The sequence below is a fragment of the Winogradskyella marina genome (assembly GCF_015645385.1).
Lineage (GTDB): Bacteria > Bacteroidota > Bacteroidia > Flavobacteriales > Flavobacteriaceae > Winogradskyella > Winogradskyella marina.
The window spans coordinates 40,128-64,719 of the sequence record NZ_JADOET010000014.1 but is presented as its reverse complement, the minus strand read 5'-3'; the positions used below and the strand labels follow the sequence as shown (position 1 = coordinate 64,719).

Below are 24,592 nucleotides of genomic sequence, written 5' to 3'. Positions count from 1 at the left end.
AAAACGCTGAATGAGTTTTGGATTTTTTTTGAATTATTCTGAATCTGATTTAGATGCTTTTGCTTTTTCAACAATAGCTTTTAATCGTGCTTTGCGTTCAGCATCCTTAGATTTTATTTTATTCTTTTTTTGGGCAATCAGTTTACTGTGCTTGGCTTTGTTGTTGGTGTTTTTTTCTTTTCCTTTTTTTGCCATAGTTGAAATAAATATATGGGTATAAAATTAAACATTATTTTAAATTAAAGTATCAAGCTTCGACTAAAGCCAGTTATGAAGTATTGAAACTTGCATGGATTGAAAACGATAAATTACAATCGGAAGTTGATTTTAAATATTACTTTCATAGTTTTGTTAAAACAAAAAAAATCTATGCTAAAAGCAGTCTTATTTGATATGGATGGTGTTATTGTAGACACTGAACCTTTACACCGAAAAGCGTATTATCAAATGTTTAAAGATGTAAATATCGACGTCGATATAACACTTTACGAATCTTTCACTGGTCAATCCACAATTAATATTTGCAAACGATTAGTTGATCATTTTAATTTAAATGAACAGCCAGAAAGCTTAGTCAACATCAAACGAAAACACTTTAAATATTTGTTTGAAAATGATTCTAGTTTGGTTTTAATTGATGGTGTTTTAGATCGTATTAAAGATTATCATGCCAATGGTGTTAAGCTGGTTGTAGCATCGTCGGCTTCCATGCCAAATATTGAACGCATTTTTAACCGTTTTGATTTAAATCAGTATTTCTCAGGTAAGTTTAGTGGAGCAGATTTAGAAAAATCAAAACCACATCCCGAAATTTTTATAAAAGCAGCTGAGTTTACAGGTTTTGATAAATCGGAATGTATGGTTATAGAAGATTCTACTAATGGTATAAAAGCGGCACATTCTGCTGGTATTTTTTGTACAGGTTTTAAGAGTGAACATTCTTTTGGTCAAGACTACGCGTTAGCAAATAAAGTCGTTTCAGATTTTAAAGAAATCTCTTATTTAAAATGCAATGATTTTTTTAAGGATTAAAGTGTTGTAAGAAATATCTAAATAAAAAAAATGTTGCTAAGTGATTAGCAACATTTTTTTTGTATTATTTGATAATTGATTATCCTTCAAACTCCATATCATCATCACCGCCATTTCCTGGTCTTCCAGAACGCTCACGCTTATTTAATTGCTGATTAAACCTGTAAATTAATGATAAGCTTACTTGACGTTGTCTCCATTGGAATTCACTATAACGTTCAAAAAATTCTGTAGTTGTTGTAGATTGACGTTTTCTAGAGTTCAGTAAATCTCTAACATTTGCAGAAACGGTAAGGCTGTTTTTTTTGATTTTAAGCTCCTTGCTTAAGGCTAAATCAATAGATAATACACCGTCCGTGTCAGACTGAGCATCCTGTACAGCTCCTCTATAAGAAGCGTTTGTTTGCCAGTCTATTTGCCATGGTAATGATATTTTTGAGCTAAATCTTGCAAACCAACTTGTATTTTTAGCACTATAATCTACATCGTTAAATTCTCCTTCAGTATCAAACTGAAAGAAATTAAAACTTGAATTTAGTCGTAGCCATTTATTTGGGTTATATAAAAAACCTAATTCTGCACCCGTACGTTTATTTGTTGAAAGGTTAATTGGTATGGTTCTAATGATGTCTATACCATCAGAAGTTTGTAGTCCTGTGTTTTCCTCAACACGCTCAAAAGAATCAGTTTCATGTTGGTAATATACAGAGGTCGTTAATGTGAATTTATCCCAACGTTTTAAATACCCTAAATCAAATGTACTAGAATAAGCTGGATCTAAATCAGGGTTTCCTTGAAATATGCTAGTTCTACTAGATCGGCTAGGGAATGGGTTAATAAACCACCCACGAGGACGATTTATTCTTCTATTAAAACCAACAGTAATACTTTCTTCACTGTCAGATTCAGTACCGTTTATGTTGTATATTAAGTTTACAGTAGGGAAAAGTCCAAGGTAATTCTTGTCAAAATCAGCATTAAGCGCTTCATCTGTAAAGTCCGAAGCAATACTTCCTTTTAGCTGTGTATGCTCTAATCTCAATCCTAATAAAAAGGAAAACTCACCGAACTTAGTGCCATATTGACTGTAGACTGCGTTGACATTTTCATCATAATCGAAGATATTACTAACATCGTCATTAACTTCTAAATTACCGTTATCTAAGTTTTCTTGTTCTAAGCGGTAATCAGTAATTTCATTCTCAAAATTTCCTCTATACCCAGCTTCAAATCTAGAATCTTCACCTAATGGTAAAACATAATCTGCTTGAAATAAAAATTCCTTTTTATCTTCAGTTGTAAACTCTTGTTCTTTTTGAAATGGTTCTGGATTGGTTTGATCGCTGAAAAGATAATCTTCATTTAGATTTGTAAAGCCTTCTTCGCTATCATTTTCATATTGAAAATCTACTGTTAATTTATGATCGCTATCATCTGCAAAACGCTTTACGTAGTTCAATGCAATTTGATAACTATTGTCTTCTTCGGTTTCTTTTTCTCTTCTAAGGGTTTCTTCAACAATGGTATTGTTATTAAAACGTTCACTAGAGTTCAATGAAGTGTCTGCATCACTACCAAGTCTATAGAATAAACTACCAGTTATAGAAGAAGATTCGTCAATAAAATACTCCATACCAATATTGGCGTTATAATTTCGATTTAAGCGTTCTACGTTCTGATCTTCTACAATTCTACGATATTCTGGGGTGATGGTTTGGCCTTCGTCAATTCTATCAAAATAAGTGACATCACTAAAACTAGTTCTTGGAGCATCAAAGTAACGCCAACCAAAATTTGAAAATAAGTTATAATTTTCTGTTCGGTAGTTTAATGTAGCAGATAAGCCTACATTGTCAGGATTTCCTGCGGTTAAATTAATAGAACCATTAAATCCTAATGTCTCTTTTTGTCTTAAGATAATGTTTAATATTCCGGCCGTTCCTTCTGCATCATATCTTGCAGATGGTGAGGTTATAACCTCAACACGTTCAATAGCTTCTGCTGGTAATTGACTTAAAACATTGCTATCGCCAAAACCTGCCATTGCTGATGGTTTTCCATTAATTAAAATACGAACGTTTTCATTACCTCTAAGACTAATAGCGCCTTCTACATCTACAGTAACAGATGGTACATTATTAAGAGCATCGCTTACAGTACCACCAGCTGTGGTTAAATCTTTACCAATGTTGTAAACTTTTTTGTCTAATTTTATTTCTACTGTTGTTCGCTCAGCAACAACCGTTACCTCATTTAAAGTATCTACGTCTAATGCTAAGTTAACAGTCCCTAAATTAGTATTTTGAGTAAAATTTTGTTCAGGAAAACTCTTCGTTTTGTAAGAAATATATTCAACAGAAACAATATAGGATCCTTCAGGAACTTCAACTTGAAACTTACCTTTAGTGTCGGTGATACCTCCAGTTATTATTTTGTCATCAGCTCTTGTTTTTACGACAACTGTCGCGTATTCTAAAGGAATATTAGTGTCTTCCTCAATAACGGTTCCTTCAATTTTTATATCTTTCTGAGCAAAAGAAAAGGTAAAGGAAAAAACAAGTAAAAAGGTAGTAATAAGATGTAGCTTCATCGCAATTTTTTAATAGGTTTGTTAGTCAGTTAGACGCGCAAAAATACCTTTAGTTTAATTGGAATTGGTTAATCTTTTGTTAAAGACATCTGTTAAAAAAATGTAAATTTTGTTAAGAATTAATTCTTATTTCGCTTTTTCTTTTTCCGTTTTTTCTTCTTTTCTTTTAAGACTTCTTTTTCATTAAAACCTCCTTTAATTAACTCTTTTATTTTAGACATATCATCTTCAGAAATAAGCTCTTTCAATTCTGCAAAGTGAGATTCTTCTAGTTTTTTAATGGCAGCATTTCGATCTAAATGATGTTCAAATCTTGTTTTTAACAAAGCAATTTTTTCTTCGAGAAAACTATTGATGGTTAGTTTAATTATTTGTTTCTGAAAATCATCGGCTTCTAATGTGGTTAAGAAGTTAGCGATATACTCTTCTTTACGCTCCTCCGCTTCGCGCTCGTATTTTGCAATTTCTTCTTCAGTTGGTTCTCTATTGGTTTGCGGTATATTGTTCATATTACCACTTCTACGTTGTGCGTTAACATTTAAAGTTAAGAGTATGGTGAAAACTACTAAAATGATACTTTTCATAACGATTGTTTTATATAATTTCTTTGATAGCTTCTGGAGGTCTTCCAATTACAGCGTTGTCTCCATTAATTACGATAGGACGTTCTATAAGTTTTGGGTGATTAACCATCGCTGCAATAAGGTCATTATCGGTAAGCTCTTTTCCTTTAAAATCCGATTTCCAAATGGCTTCATTTTTTCGGATTAGATCTATGGGTTTTATGTCTAATTTGATTAGGATGTCCTGTATTTCAACAGATGTTAAATCATTTTCTAAATACTTTATGGTTTCAAATGCTTTACCTGATTCTTCTAGAATAGAAAGCCCTTGTCTCGATTTTGAACATCTTGGGTTGTGGTATATTTTAATCATTTTATGTTAAATTTAGTTCAATAACTAGTAACTATTTAGTACAATTATAATGCCGAATCGTCTTGTTGCCCCATCATCATTAAATAGGCTTTTAGGAATGGTTCAATATCGCCATCCATAACAGCATCTACATTTCCTGTTTCGTGTGCAGAACGTACATCTTTTACTAATTTATAAGGATGCATAACGTAATTTCTAATTTGGCTTCCCCATTCAATCTTCATTTTTCCTGCTTCAATATCTTCACGTTGTGCCATTCGTTTTTGTAGTTCAATTTCATACAATTGCGATTTTAGCATTTGCATGGCACGTGTTCTGTTATCTTGTTGCGAACGGGTTTCTGAACATTGAATTTGAATACCAGATGGTTTATGACGTAACTGGACTTTCGTTTCAACTTTATTTACATTTTGTCCACCAGCACCACTTGATCGTGCCGTGGTAATTTCAATATCAGCAGGATTGATATCTACTTCAATAGAATCGTCCACCAACGGATACACGTAAACTGAAGCAAAACTTGTATGTCGTTTGGCATTACTATCAAAAGGTGAAATACGAACCAAACGATGTACACCATTTTCGCCTTTTAACCATCCAAAAGCATAATCACCTTCAATTTCTATAGTCACCGTTTTTATACCAGCAACGTCTCCATCTTGTAAGTTGAGTTCTTTTACTTTGTAGCCACTTTTTTCAGCATACATTAAATACATACGCATTAGCATGCTTGCCCAATCGCAAGATTCTGTTCCACCTGCTCCGGCTGTAATTTGTAAAACGGCACTTAAACTATCGCCTTCTTCAGAAAGCATGTTTTTAAATTCTAGTTTTTCAATCGCATTAACCGATTTTTCGAAACGCGCTTCCACATTTTCCATTGGAGCTTCGTCTTCTTTGTAGAATTCATAAATAACTTCTAAGTCTTCAAAAAGTGCTTTTGCGTCATTATAGTCGTTAACCCAACTCTTTTTCTCACGAATGGATTTCATAACCAATTCGGCAGCTTTAGAGTCATTCCAAAAATTAGGGTCGAACGTTTGTTCTTCTTCGTTAGTGATTTCTATGAGCTTAGCATCTAAGTCAAAGATACTGCCTAAGTACGTCTAGACGGGAATTAAGATCTTTTATTTGATCTGATGTTATCATATAATGTAGTAATTTATACAAATATATGGAGTGGATTTAAAGTGCCATAATTTTGAATTGGTTTTTTAGGAATTTTGTAGTTTTATGTTTCAAATAAATTACAATGAAAAACATATTTTTCCTGTTAGGTATCTTTCTAATAAGTTCTCAGTTTCAAGCTCAAATTTTAGATAAGAAAGACTTAAAAAGCTATGACGGTTATTTCGACTTTTATTATGAAGAAAGTACCGATAAAATTTATCTTAAAGTTGAAAAACTTAACGATGAATTTCTTTATGTAAATTCCTTAGCAACTGGAATTGGAAGTAATGATATTGGTTTGGACAGAGGGCAATTAGGTGATGAGCGTGTCGTTTACTTTGAAAAAGCAGGAAATAAATTATTACTCATTCAGCCCAATTTAAAATATAGAGCAAATACAAATAATACACAAGAAAAGAAGAGTATAGAGCAGGCCTTTGCGAAGTCTGTATTATTTGGATTTAAAATTTTGTCTAAAAAGAATGGTGTTTATATCATTGATTTTACTCCGTTTTTATTGGAAGATGCGCATGGAGTTTCCAATAGATTAAAAAGAAAGAAAGAAGGAACTTATAAATTGGATGCTTCAAAAAGTGCTTTATCATTAGAAAGAACAAAAGCATTCCCAGAGAATGTTGAGTTTGAAGCATTGCTTACTTTCAAAGGAAATCCAACTGGTAAAAATTTAAAAAGTGTAACTCCTACGCCTTCATTGGTCAGCGTAGTTCAGCATCATTCTTTTGTTAAGTTACCAGATAATAACTACAAACCTAGAGTTTTTGATACACGTAGTGGAGCGATTTCAATGTCTTATATGGATTATTCAACACCAATTCAAGATAATATTACAAAACGATTTATAATTCGACATCGTTTAGAAAAGAAAAATCCTAGATCTAAAAAGAGTGAAGCTAAAGAACCGATTATCTATTATCTAGATCCTGGTACTCCAGAACCTGTACGTTCTGCTTTATTAGATGGAGCACAATGGTGGAATGAGGCTTATGAGGCCATTGGATACAAAGATGCTTTTCAAGTAAAAATGTTGCCAAAAGGAGCCGATCCTATGGATTGTAGATACAATGTAATTCAATGGGTTCATCGCAGTACAAGAGGTTGGAGTTACGGTGCAAGTGTTGTAGACCCAAGAACTGGTGAAATTATTAAAGGTCATGTAAGTTTAGGAAGTTTACGTATTCGACAAGATTTTATGATTGCACAAGCCTTAATGAATAAGCCATTTGCCAAACGCGATGATAATTACCAACCAATGTTAGATTTGGCTTTAGCAAGAATTAGGCAATTGAGTGCTCACGAAATTGGACACACCATTGGCTTTGCTCATAATTTTGCAGCAAGTACTAATAATAGAGCTTCAGTTATGGATTATCCACATCCACAGATTTCACTGACAGATGGACAAATAGATTTTAGTAATGCTTATGCAACAGGACTTGGTGATTGGGATAAAGTGACAGTTGCTTACAGTTATTCTGAATTTGATAAAAAACAAGACGAACAGCAGGAATTAAATAAAATTCTAAAACAAGCACAAAATGATGGTTTGCGTTTTATTACAGACTCTGATGCTAGAGCAGCAGGAGGAGCACATGCCTTAGCTCATCTGTGGGATAATGGAAAAACACCTGAAGATGAATTAAATGCTGTTTTAAAATTAAGAGAACAAGCAATTAAGAACTTTTCAGTAGATAATATAAAGTCATATGAACCTTATTCTGTTTTAGAAGATGTCTTTGTGCCTTTGTATTTTTATCATCGTTTTCAGGTTGAAGCGGCAACCAAAGTTATTGGAGGCTTAGACTATAATTATGCCGTAAAAAATGATGATCAATTAACAACAAAGTCAGTAGCTGTAAATATGCAAAAACAGACTTTAGATGCTGTTATAAAAACCATCGAAGCGGAAACATTAGCAATCCCTAAAGAGAAGTTAAGTTTGTTCCCACCACGAGCTTTTGGTTATAACCGTTCGAGAGAATCTTTTAAAGGAAAAACTGGAGTTGCTTTTGATCCCTTGAGTGCAGCAAATACAGCTAGTGATATGACATTGAAATATTTATTGCATCCACAACGTGCTAATCGCTTAACTTTGCAGAAGAGTTTAGATGAGAATCAGTTGGGTTTAGAAGATGTTGTAAGTCAGGTTTTAAAGAATTCTTTCGATAAAACACATAAAGATCCATATTTAGTTGAAATTCAACAACAAATCAATGTTAACGTTTTAAAGTATTTAATGAATTTGGCAGTAAATAGTCAATCTTATTTTCAGGTTAAGGCAATTGCAAACAAAACTATTCGAGATATAGCAAAGAAAAACTTAGGATTTGAAGCTATTCAGTATCAATATAATCTTATGATAAAAGAGTTTTACGAACATCCAGAAAAATTTGAACTAGAAAGTTCTCCTAAAATTCCAGATGGTTCTCCAATAGGAAGTAATCTGTGTAATTATAACTAATATTGATGTCTGGTTGAGCGTAGTTGAAACCTATTGAGAAAAATGTTTAACTAAAAAAGATTCCCAATTTCAGGGAAATAAATATGATAATAGACTTAAGAAGCGATACCGTTACCAAACCATCAAAAGGCATGTTAGATGCTATGCAATCTGCACACGTTGGTGACGATGTTTTTAGAGAAGACCCAACCGTTAATCAATTGGAAGAGCGATTAGCAAAAATGTTTGGTAAACAAAAGGCGTTGTTTTTCCCTTCGGGAAGTATGGCAAATCAAGTCGCTATAAAATTACACACCAATCCAGGTGAACAGGTGATTTGCGATAAGTATGCACATATCTATAACTATGAAGTTGGAGGTGTGGCTTTTCATAGTGGAGCGTCATGTAAATTGATAGATGGCGATCGTGGCATGTTTACAGCAGAACAAGTAAAAGCGTCTATAAATCCTACAGACTATTATTACAGTCAAGCGAGTTTGGTTGAAGTTGAAAACACAACAAATAAAGGAGGTGGAGCGTGTTGGGATTTTCAAGAAATTGAAAACATAAATAAGATTTGTAAAACCAATACTTTAGGATTTCATTTAGATGGAGCACGATTATGGAATGCTTTGGTGGCTAAAAATGAAACCACTTTACAATATGGTGGCGTTTTCGATACCATTTCAGTGTGTTTAAGCAAAGGTTTGGGTTGTCCTGTTGGTTCCGTGTTAATTGGAGATGAGGAAATTATGAAAAAATCCTTGAGCTTAAGAAAGCTTTTTGGTGGTAATATGCGACAAGTAGGTTATTTGGCTGCTGCCGGATTATATGCATTAGATCATAATATAGAGCGCTTAGCTGAAGATCATAAACGAGCGAAAGAAATAGGGGAGGTGTTAACTAAGTTATCGACAATTAAAAAAGTAGAACCTATTGAAACCAACATCGTAATTTTTGAGTTGAATGATGATGTGGATGAAGCACAATTCCTAAGTAAATTAAAAGAAAAGAATATTCATATTATTGGTATGGGAAGTAACAAATTACGAATGGTAACGCATTTGGATTATACGGAGCAAATGCATGAAAAACTTCTAGGCGAATTAAAGTCTATTTAAATATCATTATTTAAAAACAAAACACTTTAGTAGCTCTATATTAATATATAGCGATAGCTGATAATGGATAAAAACTTAGGAGTTTTATATTAATAACAAGGATAACTAATGGTGCGTTGAACTCCAGCGGAGTGATATTTCTTATAGCATAAATTTTAACATTGTACCACTCCTCTGGAGCTAAACAAAACCCAGAATTTTTTTGTAATTATTAATATGTTGCTACGCTGTAGCTTTAATACCTAAATTGTTTTAAGTAAATTAATATCTATGTGATTCGATGATTTAAACTCTAGAGGAGTTTTATGTTAGTAACGAAGTTATAGATAGTAGCCTTGAACTCCAGCGGAGTGATATATTAAGAAAAGATCAAATAATATATCGCTCCTCTGGAGCTAAAGCAAAACTTCACTTCTATAATTATTAATGTTTTGTCACGTTGTAGCTTTAATTGCTATTGGTTTTTAATTCATAAAATGAACTAAAAAATTATTTAAACATGTCTAAACCAGGAATATTTGGCATGCCTTCTTTTGCTACAGCGGCAACTTCTGCTTCGTGAACACTTGTCGCTTTTTCGATCGCTTTGTTAAGGGTAAGTATTAAGTAATCTTCAAGCATGTCTTTATCCTGTAGTAATTCATCAGAAATAGCAATAGATTTAATTGTTCTATTAGCTGTAATCGTTACTTTTAATTTATCGTCATTGCTCGCTTCGTCAATTAAAACGGTATGTAAGCGCTCTTTAGTTTCTTCAACTTTTTTTTGAGACTCTTTCAATTTGCCCATCATTCCCATCATATCTCCAAACATAATCTTGTCTTTTAAATTATTAAGACACAAAATTACTAAATTGCGTCACTTTTTAAATAACTTCATTAAATTTTCTTAACAACAGATGACAAAAAACTCAATTTTAAATCCACCAATTGCCAAAAAGATACCACATCAATTAGAAATGCATGGAGACATTAGAGTTGATAATTATTTTTGGATGAAGGATAGAGAACATCCTGAGGTCATTGATTACCTCAAAGCTGAAAATGAGTATTGCGATAGTGAAATGGCACATACAAAGGGTTTTCAAAAGGATTTGTTTGAAGAAATGAAAGCCAGAATCAAAGAAGATGATTCATCTGTACCTTATAAATATAATGGCTATTGGTACATTACTAAATTCGAAAAAGGAAAAGATTATCCAATCTACACACGAAAAAAAGACAGTTTAGATAATCCTGAAGAATTATTGTTCGATTGTAATGAAATGGCTGAAGGTGAATCGTATTTCAAACTTGCAGGCATTAGTATCAGTCCAGATAATAAATTAGTGTCTTATGGTATTGATAATACAGGGCGACGTAATTATACCATTCATGTTAAGAATTTAGAAACAAATGAGGTTGCTGTAGACCGTATCTTGAATACTACAGGATCTTCAAGTTGGGCAAATGACAATGAAACGTTGTTTTACACGAAGAAAGATGAAGTCACCCTTAGGGCATTTCAAATTTATAAACATCGCTTAGGAGACAATTCTAAAGATGAACTGGTTTTTGAAGAAGGTGACGATACATTTGGGGTTGCGGTTTACAAATCGAAATCGAGAAAGTATCTCATTATTGCCTGTTACAGCACCTTAACTAATGAATACCATATTCTAAATGCTGATAATCCTGAAGGTAGGTTTAAAGTCTTTCAACCAAGAATTAGAGGGTTAGAGTATAGTATTTCGCATTATGATAGTCATTTTTATATCCTAACCAATAAAGATAAAGCGACCAATTTCAAATTAATGAAAACGCCTGAAACAGAAACAGGCTTAGAAAATTGGAGTGAAGTCATAGCACATAGAAATGATGTGTTGGTAGAAGGGATCGATATTTTTAAAGACTACCTGGTGGTTAGCGAACGTAAAAATGGCTTAAATGAAATTAGGGTTAAACGTTGGGATGGTAGTGAGGATTACTATTTACCGTTCGACAATGAAACCTATACCTGTTTTACAAGTATTAATGTAGAATTTGATACCGAAACATTGCGCTATGGTTACAACGCGCTCACCACACCAACTTCGGTTATAGATTTTAATATGCGCACCAAAACAAAAACGGTTTTAAAAGAACAAGATGTTTTAGGTGGAAAATTCAAAAAAGAGAATTATACCTCAGAACGTATTTGGGCAACTGCAGAAGATGGCACTAAAATCCCAATGTCTGTAGTGTATAAAAAAGGTATTAAAAAAGACGGCACAAACCCGTTACTGCAATATGCTTATGGAAGTTATGGCTCTACGGTTGATCCTTATTTTTCGACGATACGATTGAGTTTATTAGATCGTGGGTTTATTTATGTGATTACGCATATTAGAGGAGGAGAATATTTAGGACGCGATTGGTACGAAAATGGAAAATTATTACACAAGAAAAATACGTTTTCGGATTTTATAGCCTGCTCTGTTCATTTAATAAAAGAGCGTTATACATCGTCTCAACATTTGTATGCTATGGGCGGAAGTGCAGGTGGTTTGTTAATGGGAGCTATAATTAATAATGCACCAGAATTATATAATGGAATCATTGCTGCAGTCCCTTTTGTAGATGTCATTACCACAATGTTAGACGATTCTATACCATTAACCACAGGAGAATATGACGAATGGGGAAACCCAAATGATAAACTCTATTATGATTATATTAAATCCTATTCTCCGTACGATAATGTTGAAGCCAAAGATTATCCTAATATGTTAATAACAACTGGCCTTCACGATTCGCAAGTGCAGTATTGGGAACCTGCTAAGTGGGTTGCGAAACTCAGAGAAATGAAAACTGATTCTAATAAATTATATTTAAAAACTAACATGGATGCTGGTCATGGTGGTGCGTCTGGACGTTTTGAAAGCTTAAAGGAAGATGCGGAAGAGTTTGCTTTTCTACTTGATTTGGAAGGGATTTCGAGCTAATTAAAAAAAAAATGTTACTTTTGCGAGGTTTTAGGTGTCTAATAATTTAATAGGTTACTGAAAAATATTTTTTATGAAGCAAAACAAAAATGTGTTTGATAATGTATTACAGCTTATAGGTAATACACCACTTATCAAATTAAATAAACTGACTGCTGACTTTGATGGTGATTTTTATGCTAAAGTAGAAGCATTTAATCCTGGTCATTCTTCAAAAGATAGAATTGCATTCCATATTATTGAAGAAGCGGAGCGCCAAGGTATTTTATCACCTGGAGATACAATCATAGAAACCACTTCTGGTAATACTGGTTTTAGTATTGCAATGGTAAGTGCTATTAAAGGCTATGAATGTATTTTGGCTGTAAGTTCTAAATCGTCTCCAGATAAAATAGACATGTTAAAGTCTATGGGAGCCAAGGTCTATGTTTGTCCAGCACATGTAAAAGCAGACGACCCTCGTTCATATTATGAAGTTGCAAAACGCTTACACGAAGAGAATAGCGGATCAATTTATATCAATCAGTATTTTAACCAATTAAATATTGACGCTCATTACCACACTACTGGTCCAGAAATTTGGGAGCAGACAGAAGGTGAGATTACGCACTTAGTTGCTTGTAGTGGAACAGGAGGTACTATTTCTGGAATCTCAAAATATCTAAAAGAGCAAAACCCAAACGTAAAAGTTATTGGAGTCGATGCTTATGGTTCTGTGTTACAAAAATATCATGAAACTCGTGAGTTTGATGAAAAAGAAATCTATCCATACAGAATTGAAGGACTAGGGAAAAATTTGATTCCTACGGCTACAGATTTTGATGCTATAGATAAGTTTGTAAAAGTTACAGATGAAGAAAGTGCACACACTGCAAGAGAGATTTCAAATACAGAAGGTCTTTTTGTAGGGTACACAAGTGGTGCAGCTATGCAAGCTATTAAACAATTGAAAGAAGAAGGTGAGTTTAAGCCAACGGATAAAATTGTAGTAATATTTCCAGATCATGGCTCGCGTTATATGAGTAAAGTCTATAACGATAAGTGGATGGAAGATCAAGGCTTTTTTGATGCTAAAAGTGCAGTACAAGCCACAATTGAATACATTAAATAAATTATAAAAAACATATGCCTATTGCTAAAATTGTAATAGGCTTTTTTTTGCAGAATTTTTAGGTAAAATAAATTGAATAAAGTGGTTTATAACTTCTGAATACTTCACTAAATAAATTATGCATTCATAATATTATTACCTAATTTTGCAGACACTAACTAGATAAATTAACAATTATTAATCATTGATTTTATGTTCAATAAACATAGAATTAATCGTTAATATCAAAGTATGCGTGCATGAAGGATTTATTTGCAAAGATTTATAAAGATAAAGGACCACTAGGAAAATGGGCAGATCAAGCAGAAGGTTATTTCGTATTTCCAAAGCTTGAAGGACAGATTTCTAATAGGATGAAATTTCAGGGTAAAGATGTTATTACTTGGAGTATCAATGACTATTTAGGATTGGCGAATCACCCAGAAGTGAGGAAAGTAGATGCGGAAGCGGGTGCTGCATATGGTTCAGCGTATCCAATGGGTGCGCGTATGATGTCTGGTCATACAGATTTGCACGAACAACTACAAGAAGAGCTTGCTGCTTTTGTGAATAAAGAGGCAGCTTATCTTTTGAATTTTGGGTATCAAGGTATGGTGTCTACTATTGACGCTTTGGTAGCTAAAGATGATATTATTGTTTATGATGTTGATGCACACGCTTGTATTATTGATGGTGTGCGCTTGCATATGGGAAAACGTTTTACCTATAAGCATAACGACATTGTAAGTTTAGAGAAAAACCTTGAGCGTGCTACAAAAATGGCAGAGCAAACAGGAGGTGGAATCTTAGTGATTTCTGAAGGTGTTTTTGGAATGCGTGGTGAGCAAGGTCGTTTAAAAGAAATTGTTGAACTAAAGAAAAAATTCAACTTTAGATTTTTTGTAGATGATGCTCACGGATTTGGTACACTTGGTGCTACAGGATCTGGTGCAGGTGAGGAGCAAGGTGTTCAAGATGATATCGATGTGTATTTCGCAACCTTCGCTAAATCTATGGCAAGTACAGGTGCATTTATTGCAGCTGATAAAGAAATTATAGATTATTTAAAATATAACTTGCGTTCTCAAATGTTCGCTAAATCGTTACAAATGCAACTCGTTGTTGGTGCATTAAAACGTTTAGATATGTTACGTTCAATGCCAGAACTTAAAGCTAATCTTTGGACTATAGTTAATGCATTACAATCAGGTTTAAAAGAACGTGGTTTTGATATTGGGACAACACAAAGTTGTGTAACACCTGTATATTTAAAAGGAAGTATTCCTGAAGCTATGGCTTTAGTTAGAGACTTACGTGAAAATTACGGAATATTCTGTTCTATAGTAGTTTATCCTGTGATACCTAAAGGTTTAATTTTATTAAGAATGATTCCTACAGCAACGCACACGTTAGAAGATGTAAGCGAAACTTTAGATGCTTTTGATGCTATTAGAGAACGATTAGTTAACGGAACATATAAAAGAATGTCTGCAGCATTAGTTGCAGCAATGGGTGAGTAATTAATTCACGTCATAAAATAAAAAAACGGTCATTACTTACATTGTAATGACCGTTTTTTTTATTTTCTAAAGTCTAAAGTCTAAAGTCTAAAGTCTAAAGTAATTCTTTTCGCAATGTTTTTCGTCGGGCATAAACCTTAGGGTCAAAATGTTTCCAGATTTGTTTAATCGCTACATTGTCTTCAAGTTCTGGTGTTCTATAGCAGGTTTGTATTCCTTTTTCTTTAAATGTTTCGTAATACTCGTTAAAGATTACTGCATGAACGCCTTTGTTTTGGTAATCTGGATGAATTCCTATTAAATAGAAAATCACATCCTTACTATGTTTCTTAGCTTTCAGAATGTGAGAAAATCCCATTGGAAATAATTTGCCATTTGCTTTTTGTAGCGCTTTTGCGAATCCTGGCATCACAACGGCAAACCCTATTAACTTGTCGTTTTCATCCACAACAAACTTTATATATTCGGGATTTACAAAACTGATAAATTTCTTTTTAAAATATTCTTTTTGAATATCAGTGATTTCAACAAACGAGGATAAAGAAGAATAACTTTCATTAAATAAATCAAACATGCGGTCTGCATAAGGCATTACTTCCTCTGTTTTAGTAAATTTTAATGCTTTTATTTTATAACGACGCTTTATAAGTTCTTGTGCTTTCTTAAAAAACTCGGGTTTTACATTCTTAAACGGAAACTCACTTTCAGAATATTCTTTTTCAATCTTGAAGCCATAAGTTTCATAATGTTTAATGTAATAGGCGTGATTATACCATGTAATCATAGTCGATAAATGCTCAAAACCTTCAGTCATTACGCCAACCTTATCTAAATTAGAAAAGCCAACAGGGCCTTCTACAAATTCGAGCTGATTTTCTTTTCCTATGTCTTCAACAGTTTTTAATAAAGCCTGGCTAACCTCTAAGTCGTCTATAAAATCAAACCACCCAAAACGCATTTTTTTTATACCTTGTTTATCAACTTCAAGCCAATTTATAATTGCAGAAATTCTACCAACGATTTCTTCATTTTTATAGGCGAGGAAAAAGCGGGCTTCAGCATCTTTAAATATGGGATTTTTTTCTTTATTAAACGTTTCTAATTCTTGTTTAATTATAGGAGGAACCCAGTATTTAGAGTCTTTATATAATTTAAAAGGAAATCGAACAAATGCTTTTAAGTCCTTTTTTGTTGTGGCTTCTTTAATTGTTATCATGTAGTTAGGAAGGCTATAGATTAGAAATTGAAATCATCGGATTTCTTTTCTTTTTTCTGCTTTTTCTGTTTCTTAAAATTACCATCATTTCCATTGCCATTGTCTATTTCTTTGTCCTTGTGAAAGTCTAAGCGATAAGAAGCTCCGAAGGCAATATTTAAAACTGTTGGTGTGTCTTTAGTGTTAAACGCAATATTAGCGTCTAATTGAAAATTTTTAGACCAAAGATATGCTCCACCAACTCTAAAAATATTATCAGCATAAAAGTCACTTTTAATTCCTTGTGTTTCTCCAAAAACAACCCATTGTGGTGTAAATGAATGTGTTAGAGTGAAAATGTATTGAAAATCAGATTGATCTGTTCCAATTCTGTCTTTTATTAAATTCATTACAAAAACCCATCCACCATTAAAGTTGTTTTGGGTTGCAACCATAATTTTAGGGCTAAATCCTTCAATGTCAGGAGCTGTGTATGGATTGTTTTTAGTATCAAAATTTGCTCCAGCATAAACGGAAACAGCAGGAATTAAAGATTTCCAACTAAACTTATTGTTAGCGTGAAAACTGTAAAGGTTTGGTTTAGCTTCAGCCGCATTTTTATACGGATCATAAACCAAGTACTTAGCACCTAATGTGAAATTTTTAAAATTAGAGCGCTTATCTTCAACAGGAATTGCAGCACTATTATAAGTGATATTGTCATTTTGATATACGCCATCTAAGGATAATTCTAACTGCTCAAAAAACAAACCATACCTTAAACCAAAATCGAGACCAAATCCTGATACTTCATAATTTGCCAAGGCATGCTCTTCTTTAACAGTAAAAGCTCCAGCCTCAAACTGTACAATTCCCGTTCCAACAGAAAAAGCACTTTTAGAGACTCCAGGTCGATTAGAATTAATTACTTCGGTATACTGAGCGAACGCAGAAGTAAAACTGAAAGCAATAATTAACGTAAGTGTTGATTTGAGTATTCGCATTATTTACGGATTTAAAACCATTCGGTCTATTGTAGATTGAATTCAAATATAGATATTTTATAGTTTTTTTAAGGAATTTAATCGGATTATAAATGAGTATAATCGTATTTTTGATAATTATATTATGTTTATCATGGGATTACTGAGAACTATTTTAATAATTTTATTAGTTTACTTTGGCTTTAAGATATTAGCACGTCTTTTTGCACCTTTATTGATGCGTTTTGTGGCTAAGAAAGCAGAAGAAAAATTTGGCGGACAATTTGGAGGATTTCAAAACCCAAATCAACAAAGCCAACAGCAAAAGCAAAAGGAAGGCGAAACAGTAATCGATAAAATGCCTAATCAAAACAAAAAATCTAACGATAAAGTTGGAGAGTACGTGGATTACGAAGAAATTGACTAGTTCAATTCTTGTCATTATTACAGAACTTCCTTTTTAGTAAACAACGCTAATTCTAGTAATGTTTCAAAAAAAATAACTACTTTTCAGAATCATTCAACTTAAAGTATTCGCATGTCATTTTCTATAAAACGTTTATTGCCACATCTCTTAGTTTTAATAGGGTTTGTGGTTTTATCTTTAGCCTATTTTAGTCCTGTTTTACAAGGCAAAAAAATAAACCAAAGTGATATTATGCACTACATTGGTATGGCAGAGCAACAAAAAGAGTTTGCTAAGACTACTGGTGAAGAAACCTATTGGACCAATAGTGCATTTGGTGGTATGCCAACCTATCAATTAGGCGCAAAATATCCGCATAATTACATAAAAAAACTCGATTTATCGTTACGTTTTCTTCCTCGACCTGCAGATTACCTATTTTTATATTTTATAGGTTTTTATATTTTGCTCTTGTCCCTAAAAGTAGATTTTAAACTCGCGGCACTTGGTGCTTTGGCGTTTGGATTTTCAACATATCTTATTATAATTCTCGGTGTTGGTCATAATTCTAAAGCGCACGCCATTGCTTATATGCCATTAGTTTTAGCAGGAATTGTGCTCACGTTTAGAAAGAAATACATACTCGGGTTTTTATTAACGACTGTAGCTTTAGGATTAGAAATTGTTGCGAATCATTTCCAAATGACTTATTACTTGTTGCTATTAGTTTTAGTCTTAGGTTTAGCGTATTTAATTGATGCTTACAAAAAGAAGGTGTTACCACACTTTTTTAAGTCCGTTGGCTTATTGTCTGTCGCAGCCATCTTAGCCGTTGGTCTCAATGCCACTAATATTATGGCAACCCAAGAGTACGTGAAGGAAAGTGCGCGTGGTCAAAGTGATTTAACCATTAATCCTGATGGATCTGCAAAAGAAACCACAACCGGACTGAGCAAAGAGTATATTACGGAATACAGTTACGGCATTTTAGAAACGTTTAACCTCTACATCCCAAAATTTATGGGAGGTGGAAATTACGAAGATGTCGGTAAAGACTCCGAAACTTACAACGCTTATATCAATTTGGGCGCTTCGCCAATTGAAGCCTTAGATGCGGCTAGAAACGCACCAATGTATTGGGGAGATCAGCCCATTGTAGAGGCACCAGCTTATGTTGGCGCAGTGATTATTTTCCTGTTTGTTTTAGGATTATTCTTAGTTAAAGGCCGATTAAAATGGTGGCTTGTTGGCGGTACAGTGTTATCTCTTTTATTGTCTTATGGAAAAAATTTAGGATTTTTAACCGATTTCTTTATCGATTATGTGCCGTTATATAGCAAGTTTAGAGCGGTAAGTTCCATACAGGTGTTATTAGAATTGTGTATTCCTGTTTTGGGTGTTTTTGCATTAGTTCGTTTGTTTAATGACTATCAAAAAGATGAAGAAAAACTAAAAGCCTTAAAATATGCTGTAGGAATTACAGCTGGTTTAGCGATTATCTTTTTATTGTTTAAATCCACGTTATTTGATTTTGAAGGCCTAAGAGATGACCAGTATATTGGTGCTTACGGACAACCTTTTATGGATGCTATTATTGAAGATAGAAAATCTTTAATGACTACTGATACCTTAAGAACATTGATATTAGTGTTATTATCGGCAGGTACCATTTTCTTATTCTTAAAAAAGAAACTATCAGAGAATTTAGTCGTGGTTGTATTCGCTGTATTAATACTGTTTGATTTAGTTTCAGTTGATAAGCAATATGTAAATAACGACAATTTTGTGTCGGCTTTAAAGGTCGATAAACCATATCAGCCTAATTCTGCAGATAAAGAAATACTGAATGACAAAGGGCATTTTAGAGTGTTAGATATGTCTAACGAAGGTCAAAGATTGCCAGCAAAAGCGGCTTATTATCATAATTCTTTAATGGGTTATAGTGCTGCTAAATTGGGGCGTTCAGAAGAGTTATTAGATTTTCATGTGTATAAAAACAACATGGATGTTCTTAATATGTTGAACACTAAATACATTATTGCCGAAGAACAAGGCCAAATATTTCCTTATACTAATACGGAAGCAAACGGTAACGCTTGGTTTGTTTCAAACCTAAAAGTTGTTGCTAATGCCAATCAAGAGATTTTAGCTTTAGACAGTTTGAATACAAAGACTACAGCAGTTTTAGAGCAATCGGTTCAGGCGGAAAATAATTTAAAAACAGGATATCAAGTAGATTCTACGGCTTCTATTCAGTTGAAAGAATTCAAACCTAATTATTTAAAATACCAATCTAATAATAGAAATGAAGGTCTAGCCGTATTCTCAGAAATCTATTATGAACAAGGTTGGAATGCATATATCGATGGTAACTTAACACCACATTTCCGTGTGAATTATGTATTAAGAGCATTAGAATTACCAAAAGGAAACCACACCATAGAATTTAAGTTTGAACCACAAGTTGTAGAAACAGGAAGTAAAATTGCTTTAGCGAGTTCTGCGGTTTTAGGACTATTGCTATTAGCTGGTTTGTTTTTTGAGGTGAAAAAGCGAAAAGATTGATTGTCATTCCTGCGAAGGCAGGAATCCATTATCTATAACTAAAAAATAGATTCCTGCCTTCGCAGGAATGACAAACATGAGTAAAAAAAAAGCACTTATAATAACCTATTATTGGCCACCAGCAGGCGGTCCAGGCGTACAGCGATGGTTAAAATTCGTGAAGTACTTGCCTGATTTTGGTGTTGAACCTATTGTGTATTGTCCTGAAAATCCAAACTATCCTATTATGGATAAAAGTTTGGTAAACGAGATTCCTAAAGACATTACGATTTTAAAACAACCTATAAGTGAACCTTATGGTTTGGCGAGTGTATTTTCAAAAGGAAAATCTAAAAAAATAAGTTCTGGAGTTATTCCAAAAGCTAAAAAGCAATCTTTGATTGAAAAAGCAATGCTTTATGTTAGAGGGAATTATTTTATTCCAGATGCTCGTAAAAATTGGATAAAACCTTCGGTTGAATTTTTATCTAATTATATCAAAGAACATCACATTGAAACCATAATTACAACAGGTCCACCGCATAGTTTACATCTCATAGGCTTACAATTAAAAGCAAGATTAGGTGTAAAATGGTTAGCGGACTTTAGAGATCCTTGGACCACTATTGGTTATCATAAGGATTTAAAACTTACGGATTCTTCAAAAGCAAAGCATGTAGCGTTAGAGCAAAATGTTTTACATACTGCAGACCAAATTATTGTCACAAGCAATCACACTAAAAACGAGTTTCAAACTAAAACAAAACAACCGATTTCTGTTATTACTAATGGTTACGATGCGCATAATATTAGAGTAGAAGGGAAGGACGAGCTTTTTACCTTATCGCATATTGGGTCGTTATTATCAGAACGAAATCCTGTGGTTTTATGGGAAACACTTTCAGAATTAATACAAGAACATAAAGCCTTTTCAGAAGTTTTTAAATTACAATTAATTGGAGTCGTTAGTGATGATGTTGTAGAATCTATTCATCAAAATGGATTAAAAAATCATGTTGATGTGGTTGGTTATGTGAGTCATGATGAAGCGATACAATTTCAAATGAAATCACAATTAGTATTGTTAATTGAAATCGATTCTGAAGATACCAAAGCGATCATTCCAGGAAAAGTGTTTGAATATCTTATTTCTGAAACACCAATATTAGCCCTTGGTCCAAAAGATGCTGACGTAGAGCAAATCATAAAATCAACCAACACAGGAAGTTATTTTAATTACAATCAAAAGGCGGAATTGAAAACACAGCTTTTAAGTTATTTTGAAGCGTTTCAAAACAACACATTAAAAGTAAATGCTATCGGTTTACAACCTTATAGCAGAAAAACCTTGACTGAGAAATTGGCAAAGTTGATATTACATACTTAATGTCGCCTCAAGTTAATAATTAATAAAAATATTTTAGATTTTTATTCGCAACAGTGAGACTGTCCCCTTGAGGGGACTTTAGGGGTGTGAAAAACGAAATAAAAAATGGTAGTTTAGAGCTTCTGAACACGTGAGTTTCAAAAACCTTTATAGTGCGTTAAGCCCAATTTATTAAAGCTCTTTTTGCTATTAAATAAAACCTTCCAGTTTAGTTTTATAATTTTTCAGTAGTCATTTTGGAATTTGATATTTTAAAGTTGTTATTTGTAATTCTATGGGAATTGTATTAAACCAATCATTTAAAAACACTATTACCACCTATTTGGGCTTCGGTATTGGTGCAATTAATACACTTTTTCTTTACACTAATTTTTTATCGGATCAATACTATGGTTTAGTTGCGTTTTTATTGTCTGCAGCTAATATTATGATGCCTTTTATGGCCTTTGGAGTGCATAATGCTATTGTTAAATTTTATTCGTCTTTTAAATCTAAAAACAGTATCAATAGTTTTTTAACACTGATGTTATTTTTACCCTTTTTGTTTATAATTCCAACGGGTTTAATAGGTTATTTAGCTTATGATTCAATAGTTAATTGGCTGTCAAACGAAAACCAAATTGTAGAAAAGTATGTCTGGCATATTTTTATTCTAGCCATTGCAATGGCTTATTTCGAAATATTTTTTGCGTGGACAAAAGTGCAAATGCAAACCGTTTTTGGGAATTTAATGAAGGAGATTTTCCATCGTGTATGTATTATGATATTGCTTTTTGCAGTTTATTTTGATTGGTTGTCGGTTGATCAATTTATAAACGGACTTGTTAGTGTCTATGTTTTGCGAATGGTAATTATGAAACTATATGCCTATTCGGTAAGGTTTCCAAAGTTAAAGTTTCAAAAATTAGAGAATCACTTATCTATTTTACAATATTCGGGATTAATGATTATTGCAGGTTCTGTAGCCATGCTTATTCTAGATATTGATAAGTTTATGATAGGCTTAATGTTGCCAGATATTGAGCAAGTGGCTTATTATAGTGTTGCTATTTTTATCGCAACAGTTATTGCAGTGCCTCAACGTGCTATGCACCAAATTATGCTGCCTTTAACGGCTCAATATTTAAATGAAAAGGATAATGTTGCCTTAGAAGATTTATACAAACGAAGCTCGATGACACTTTTGGTAGTGAGTGGTTTTATTTTTCTGCTCATTATTTTGAATATTAATCAGCTCTATGAGATCCTTCCAGAAGAGTTTACGGGTGGACTTTTTGTGGTGCTCATTGTAAGTTTAGCAAAACTGTATGATAACAGTTTAGGAAATAATAATGCCATTCTATTTAATAGTGATTATTACAAAATGGTTTTAATTTTTGGTGTGTTATTAGCTATAATGGCTATTGTGCTTAACGCTATTTTTATTCCTGTTTATGGTATTGAAGGCTCTGCTTTTGCAACGTTTTTAGCTGTGTTTATTTATAATTCAATCAAAATTATATTTGTAAAACAGAAATTTAATATGCTGCCATTTACAATGGGTTCAACTAAGATTGTCTTAACATTAGTTGTGTTATCATTGGTATTCTACTTTTGGGATTTTCCATTTCATCCTGTAGTAAACATTGTTTTAAAATCGGGATTAATTGGTGGTGTTTATTTCAGCCTTATTTATAAGTTGAATGTTTCTGAGGATATTTCAGCACAAATAAAAAAGTACCTAAAACTATAGATACTTTTTAAAATAAGAAATTCCCGTAAGGTGCTTTGAGGCATACGTCATACGGGAACTCCTAACCAACCAAAAAAACTTTTTATCCTCTAGATCGTCTTGAGTTAGATCTTGTAGAACTTTGGTTGCTTGTTCTACTTGTATTAGATCTGGCTTTTACAGACGATGATTTACTTCTACTCTGAACTGTACTTCGTTGTTTTGTGCTAGGCGACGTTCTGGTATATGTACGAGAATTTGTCGTTTTCGGTTTTCTTACCGAAGTAGTTCTTGTTTTATTAGACACAGAGGAATTGCTTCTGGTCACATTATTATTTACACTCCTAGAACTTGTTGCATTACTGTTGCGTATCGTTCTTGTTGGAGTTGTTGTTCTGGTAATAGTACGCGTCGTAGTAGCTCTGTTATTTATTGCAGAGTTTGATCTTGTAGGAGTCGAAACTCTTGAACTTGAACGACTAGTAGTTGCACCATTAGAAACTCGGTTTGTACCTGTTCTCGTTGTCACACTTGAACTGCGCGTTGTTCTTGTTGCAGTTGCATTACTCTTTCTTAAACGTGTAGCTCTTGTACTTGCAATGGTTGCATTGTTTCGTGTTACACGAGTTCTAATACTTCGTTCTGTACTATTTCTCGGAGTCTGTGCATAGCTAACATTACGTCTAGTTGTCGTTGTTGTTCTTCTTACCGCATATCCATTATCGCGTCTTCCGATATTATAATGTCTTACATTATTAGTATAAGGTCTGTAATAAATATGTCTTACAGGTGTATAATATTGTCTGTATGGATTAATGTGCACAACACTATAGTTACTATGTGGCGCTGCATAAAATCGGTGCCAAGGTCTATAAACATAAGATCTATTATATATGTTAATATAACCATCATATCTATAAAATACATTGTTTCTATAATATACATTAAGCCCACCAAGTCTGCTAATTCTACCAAAACTATTGTAGTTAATAAAGATGTTTCCTATTTGATTAACACGACCGTAATAATCATAATATATTGGTGTGTTTTCAATTTGGATAATAGCTCCAAAGCTATCATATTGAACATATGGGTTATAGTTATAACCTGTGTTGAAACTTAAACTGAAACCAGGTCTGTTAATATTAACGCTTACATCTGGACCATGATTTGGTAAATAAAAATCAAACTGACCATCGGCAAACACTGAAAACTCAATACCAGCTTCATTAAATATGAAAGAATTACCATAACCTCTCACATAATTATTAATTGAAGCGTCTGCTTCTGTCGTTGTTGTGTTGGTTGCGAATGCAGTTGTGCTAAAAGCGACTAAAGCTGCAAATAAATATATAATTCGTTTCATAATAATTGGGTTTTAAATTAAACTCGTTTAGTATAAAACAAACAACGTGCCAAAAACACAATATGCTGTTTCGTAGTATTTTATCGTTATTGTTAAATGAAAACTGTTTCAAGTGTTATGT

Annotated in this window: 19 protein-coding genes; 10 read left to right on the top strand and 9 right to left on the bottom strand. The window is 33.2% G+C overall.

Going from position 1 to position 24,592, the window contains the following annotated elements; all coding sequences use genetic code 11:
• Positions 1-33 precede the first annotated feature (33 nt).
• Positions 34-195 carry a hypothetical protein gene (locus ITJ86_RS14235; RefSeq protein WP_195872322.1) on the bottom strand — a complete coding sequence of 54 codons (162 nt, stop codon included), beginning with the start codon at positions 193-195 and terminating at the stop codon, positions 34-36.
• A gap of 174 nt (positions 196-369) precedes the next feature.
• Here ITJ86_RS14235 and ITJ86_RS14230 point away from each other — a divergent pair, with 174 nt between their 5' ends.
• Positions 370-1,032 (top strand): HAD family hydrolase, encoded by a 663-nt coding sequence (locus ITJ86_RS14230; RefSeq protein WP_195872321.1) that lies wholly within the window; start codon positions 370-372, stop codon positions 1,030-1,032.
• 79 nt (positions 1,033-1,111) lie between these two features.
• Here the strand turns inward: ITJ86_RS14230 and ITJ86_RS14225 are convergent, their stop codons facing one another.
• The 4 genes from ITJ86_RS14225 to prfB form a co-directional block, all read right to left on the bottom strand.
• A complete protein-coding gene (locus ITJ86_RS14225) occupies positions 1,112-3,622 on the bottom strand; it encodes an outer membrane beta-barrel family protein (protein ID WP_195872320.1) in 2,511 nt (836 codons plus the stop codon).
• A 119-nt stretch (positions 3,623-3,741) separates the two neighbouring features.
• Positions 3,742-4,206 carry a hypothetical protein gene (locus ITJ86_RS14220; RefSeq protein ID WP_195872319.1) on the bottom strand — a complete coding sequence of 155 codons (465 nt, stop codon included), beginning with the start codon at positions 4,204-4,206 and terminating at the stop codon, positions 3,742-3,744.
• Positions 4,207-4,216: 10 nt separating this feature from the next.
• Positions 4,217-4,558 carry an arsenate reductase (glutaredoxin) gene (arsC, locus tag ITJ86_RS14215; RefSeq protein ID WP_195872318.1) on the bottom strand — a complete coding sequence of 114 codons (342 nt, stop codon included), beginning with the start codon at positions 4,556-4,558 and terminating at the stop codon, positions 4,217-4,219.
• Positions 4,559-4,602: 44 nt separating this feature from the next.
• A protein-coding gene (gene prfB / locus ITJ86_RS14210) for a peptide chain release factor 2 (protein ID WP_195872317.1) occupies positions 4,603-5,707 on the bottom strand; the annotation gives its coding sequence in 2 pieces (ribosomal slippage) (positions 4,603-5,643 and positions 5,645-5,707; 1,104 coding nt in all).
• Positions 5,708-5,810: 103 nt separating this feature from the next.
• Here prfB and ITJ86_RS14205 point away from each other — a divergent pair.
• Positions 5,811-8,207 carry a zinc-dependent metalloprotease gene (locus ITJ86_RS14205; protein WP_195872316.1) on the top strand — a complete coding sequence of 799 codons (2,397 nt, stop codon included), beginning with the start codon at positions 5,811-5,813 and terminating at the stop codon, positions 8,205-8,207.
• An 83-nt stretch (positions 8,208-8,290) separates the two neighbouring features.
• Positions 8,291-9,307, top strand: coding sequence for a threonine aldolase family protein (locus tag ITJ86_RS14200; protein WP_195872315.1), 1,017 nt, complete (start codon positions 8,291-8,293; stop codon positions 9,305-9,307).
• A gap of 489 nt (positions 9,308-9,796) precedes the next feature.
• On the opposite strand, the gene ITJ86_RS14195 is transcribed toward ITJ86_RS14200, so the two are convergent.
• Positions 9,797-10,120 (bottom strand): YbaB/EbfC family nucleoid-associated protein, encoded by a 324-nt coding sequence (locus ITJ86_RS14195; RefSeq protein WP_195872314.1) that lies wholly within the window; start codon positions 10,118-10,120, stop codon positions 9,797-9,799.
• Between the two features lie 85 nt (positions 10,121-10,205).
• Between ITJ86_RS14195 and ITJ86_RS14190 the strand changes: the two genes are divergently transcribed.
• From ITJ86_RS14190 to ITJ86_RS14180, 3 genes are all read left to right on the top strand, one after another.
• Positions 10,206-12,269 (top strand): S9 family peptidase, encoded by a 2,064-nt coding sequence (locus tag ITJ86_RS14190; protein WP_195872313.1) that lies wholly within the window; start codon positions 10,206-10,208, stop codon positions 12,267-12,269.
• A 73-nt stretch (positions 12,270-12,342) separates the two neighbouring features.
• A complete protein-coding gene (locus ITJ86_RS14185; protein ID WP_195872312.1) occupies positions 12,343-13,380 on the top strand; it encodes a PLP-dependent cysteine synthase family protein in 1,038 nt (345 codons plus the stop codon).
• Positions 13,381-13,619: 239 nt separating this feature from the next.
• Positions 13,620-14,879, top strand: a complete 1,260-nt coding sequence (locus ITJ86_RS14180) for an aminotransferase class I/II-fold pyridoxal phosphate-dependent enzyme (protein WP_195872311.1) — start codon at positions 13,620-13,622, stop codon at positions 14,877-14,879.
• A gap of 94 nt (positions 14,880-14,973) precedes the next feature.
• On the opposite strand, the gene ITJ86_RS14175 is transcribed toward ITJ86_RS14180, so the two are convergent.
• On the bottom strand, positions 14,974-16,095 hold the full coding sequence (locus ITJ86_RS14175) for a GNAT family N-acetyltransferase (RefSeq protein ID WP_195872310.1): 1,122 nt from the start codon (positions 16,093-16,095) through the stop codon (positions 14,974-14,976).
• Between the two features lie 20 nt (positions 16,096-16,115).
• Positions 16,116-17,078, bottom strand: coding sequence for a transporter (locus tag ITJ86_RS14170; protein ID WP_195872309.1), 963 nt, complete (start codon positions 17,076-17,078; stop codon positions 16,116-16,118).
• 133 nt (positions 17,079-17,211) lie between these two features.
• Between ITJ86_RS14170 and ITJ86_RS14165 the strand changes: the two genes are divergently transcribed.
• The 4 genes from ITJ86_RS14165 (at position 17,212) to ITJ86_RS14150 (ending at position 23,126) form a co-directional block, all read left to right on the top strand.
• The gene (locus ITJ86_RS14165) at positions 17,212-17,484 is read left to right on the top strand and encodes a DUF4834 family protein (protein WP_195872308.1); all 273 of its coding nucleotides are present in this window, start codon (positions 17,212-17,214) and stop codon (positions 17,482-17,484) included.
• 111 nt (positions 17,485-17,595) lie between these two features.
• A complete protein-coding gene (locus ITJ86_RS14160; protein WP_195872307.1) occupies positions 17,596-20,028 on the top strand; it encodes a YfhO family protein in 2,433 nt (810 codons plus the stop codon).
• A gap of 76 nt (positions 20,029-20,104) precedes the next feature.
• Positions 20,105-21,394: a glycosyltransferase gene (locus tag ITJ86_RS14155; RefSeq protein WP_195872306.1), complete on the top strand. Its 1,290-nt coding sequence runs from the start codon at positions 20,105-20,107 to the stop codon at positions 21,392-21,394.
• 274 nt (positions 21,395-21,668) lie between these two features.
• A complete protein-coding gene (locus ITJ86_RS14150; RefSeq protein ID WP_195872305.1) occupies positions 21,669-23,126 on the top strand; it encodes an oligosaccharide flippase family protein in 1,458 nt (485 codons plus the stop codon).
• Positions 23,127-23,208: 82 nt separating this feature from the next.
• Here the strand turns inward: ITJ86_RS14150 and ITJ86_RS14145 are convergent, their stop codons facing one another.
• A complete protein-coding gene (locus ITJ86_RS14145) occupies positions 23,209-24,471 on the bottom strand; it encodes a hypothetical protein (protein ID WP_195872304.1) in 1,263 nt (420 codons plus the stop codon).
• Positions 24,472-24,592 lie beyond the last annotated feature (121 nt).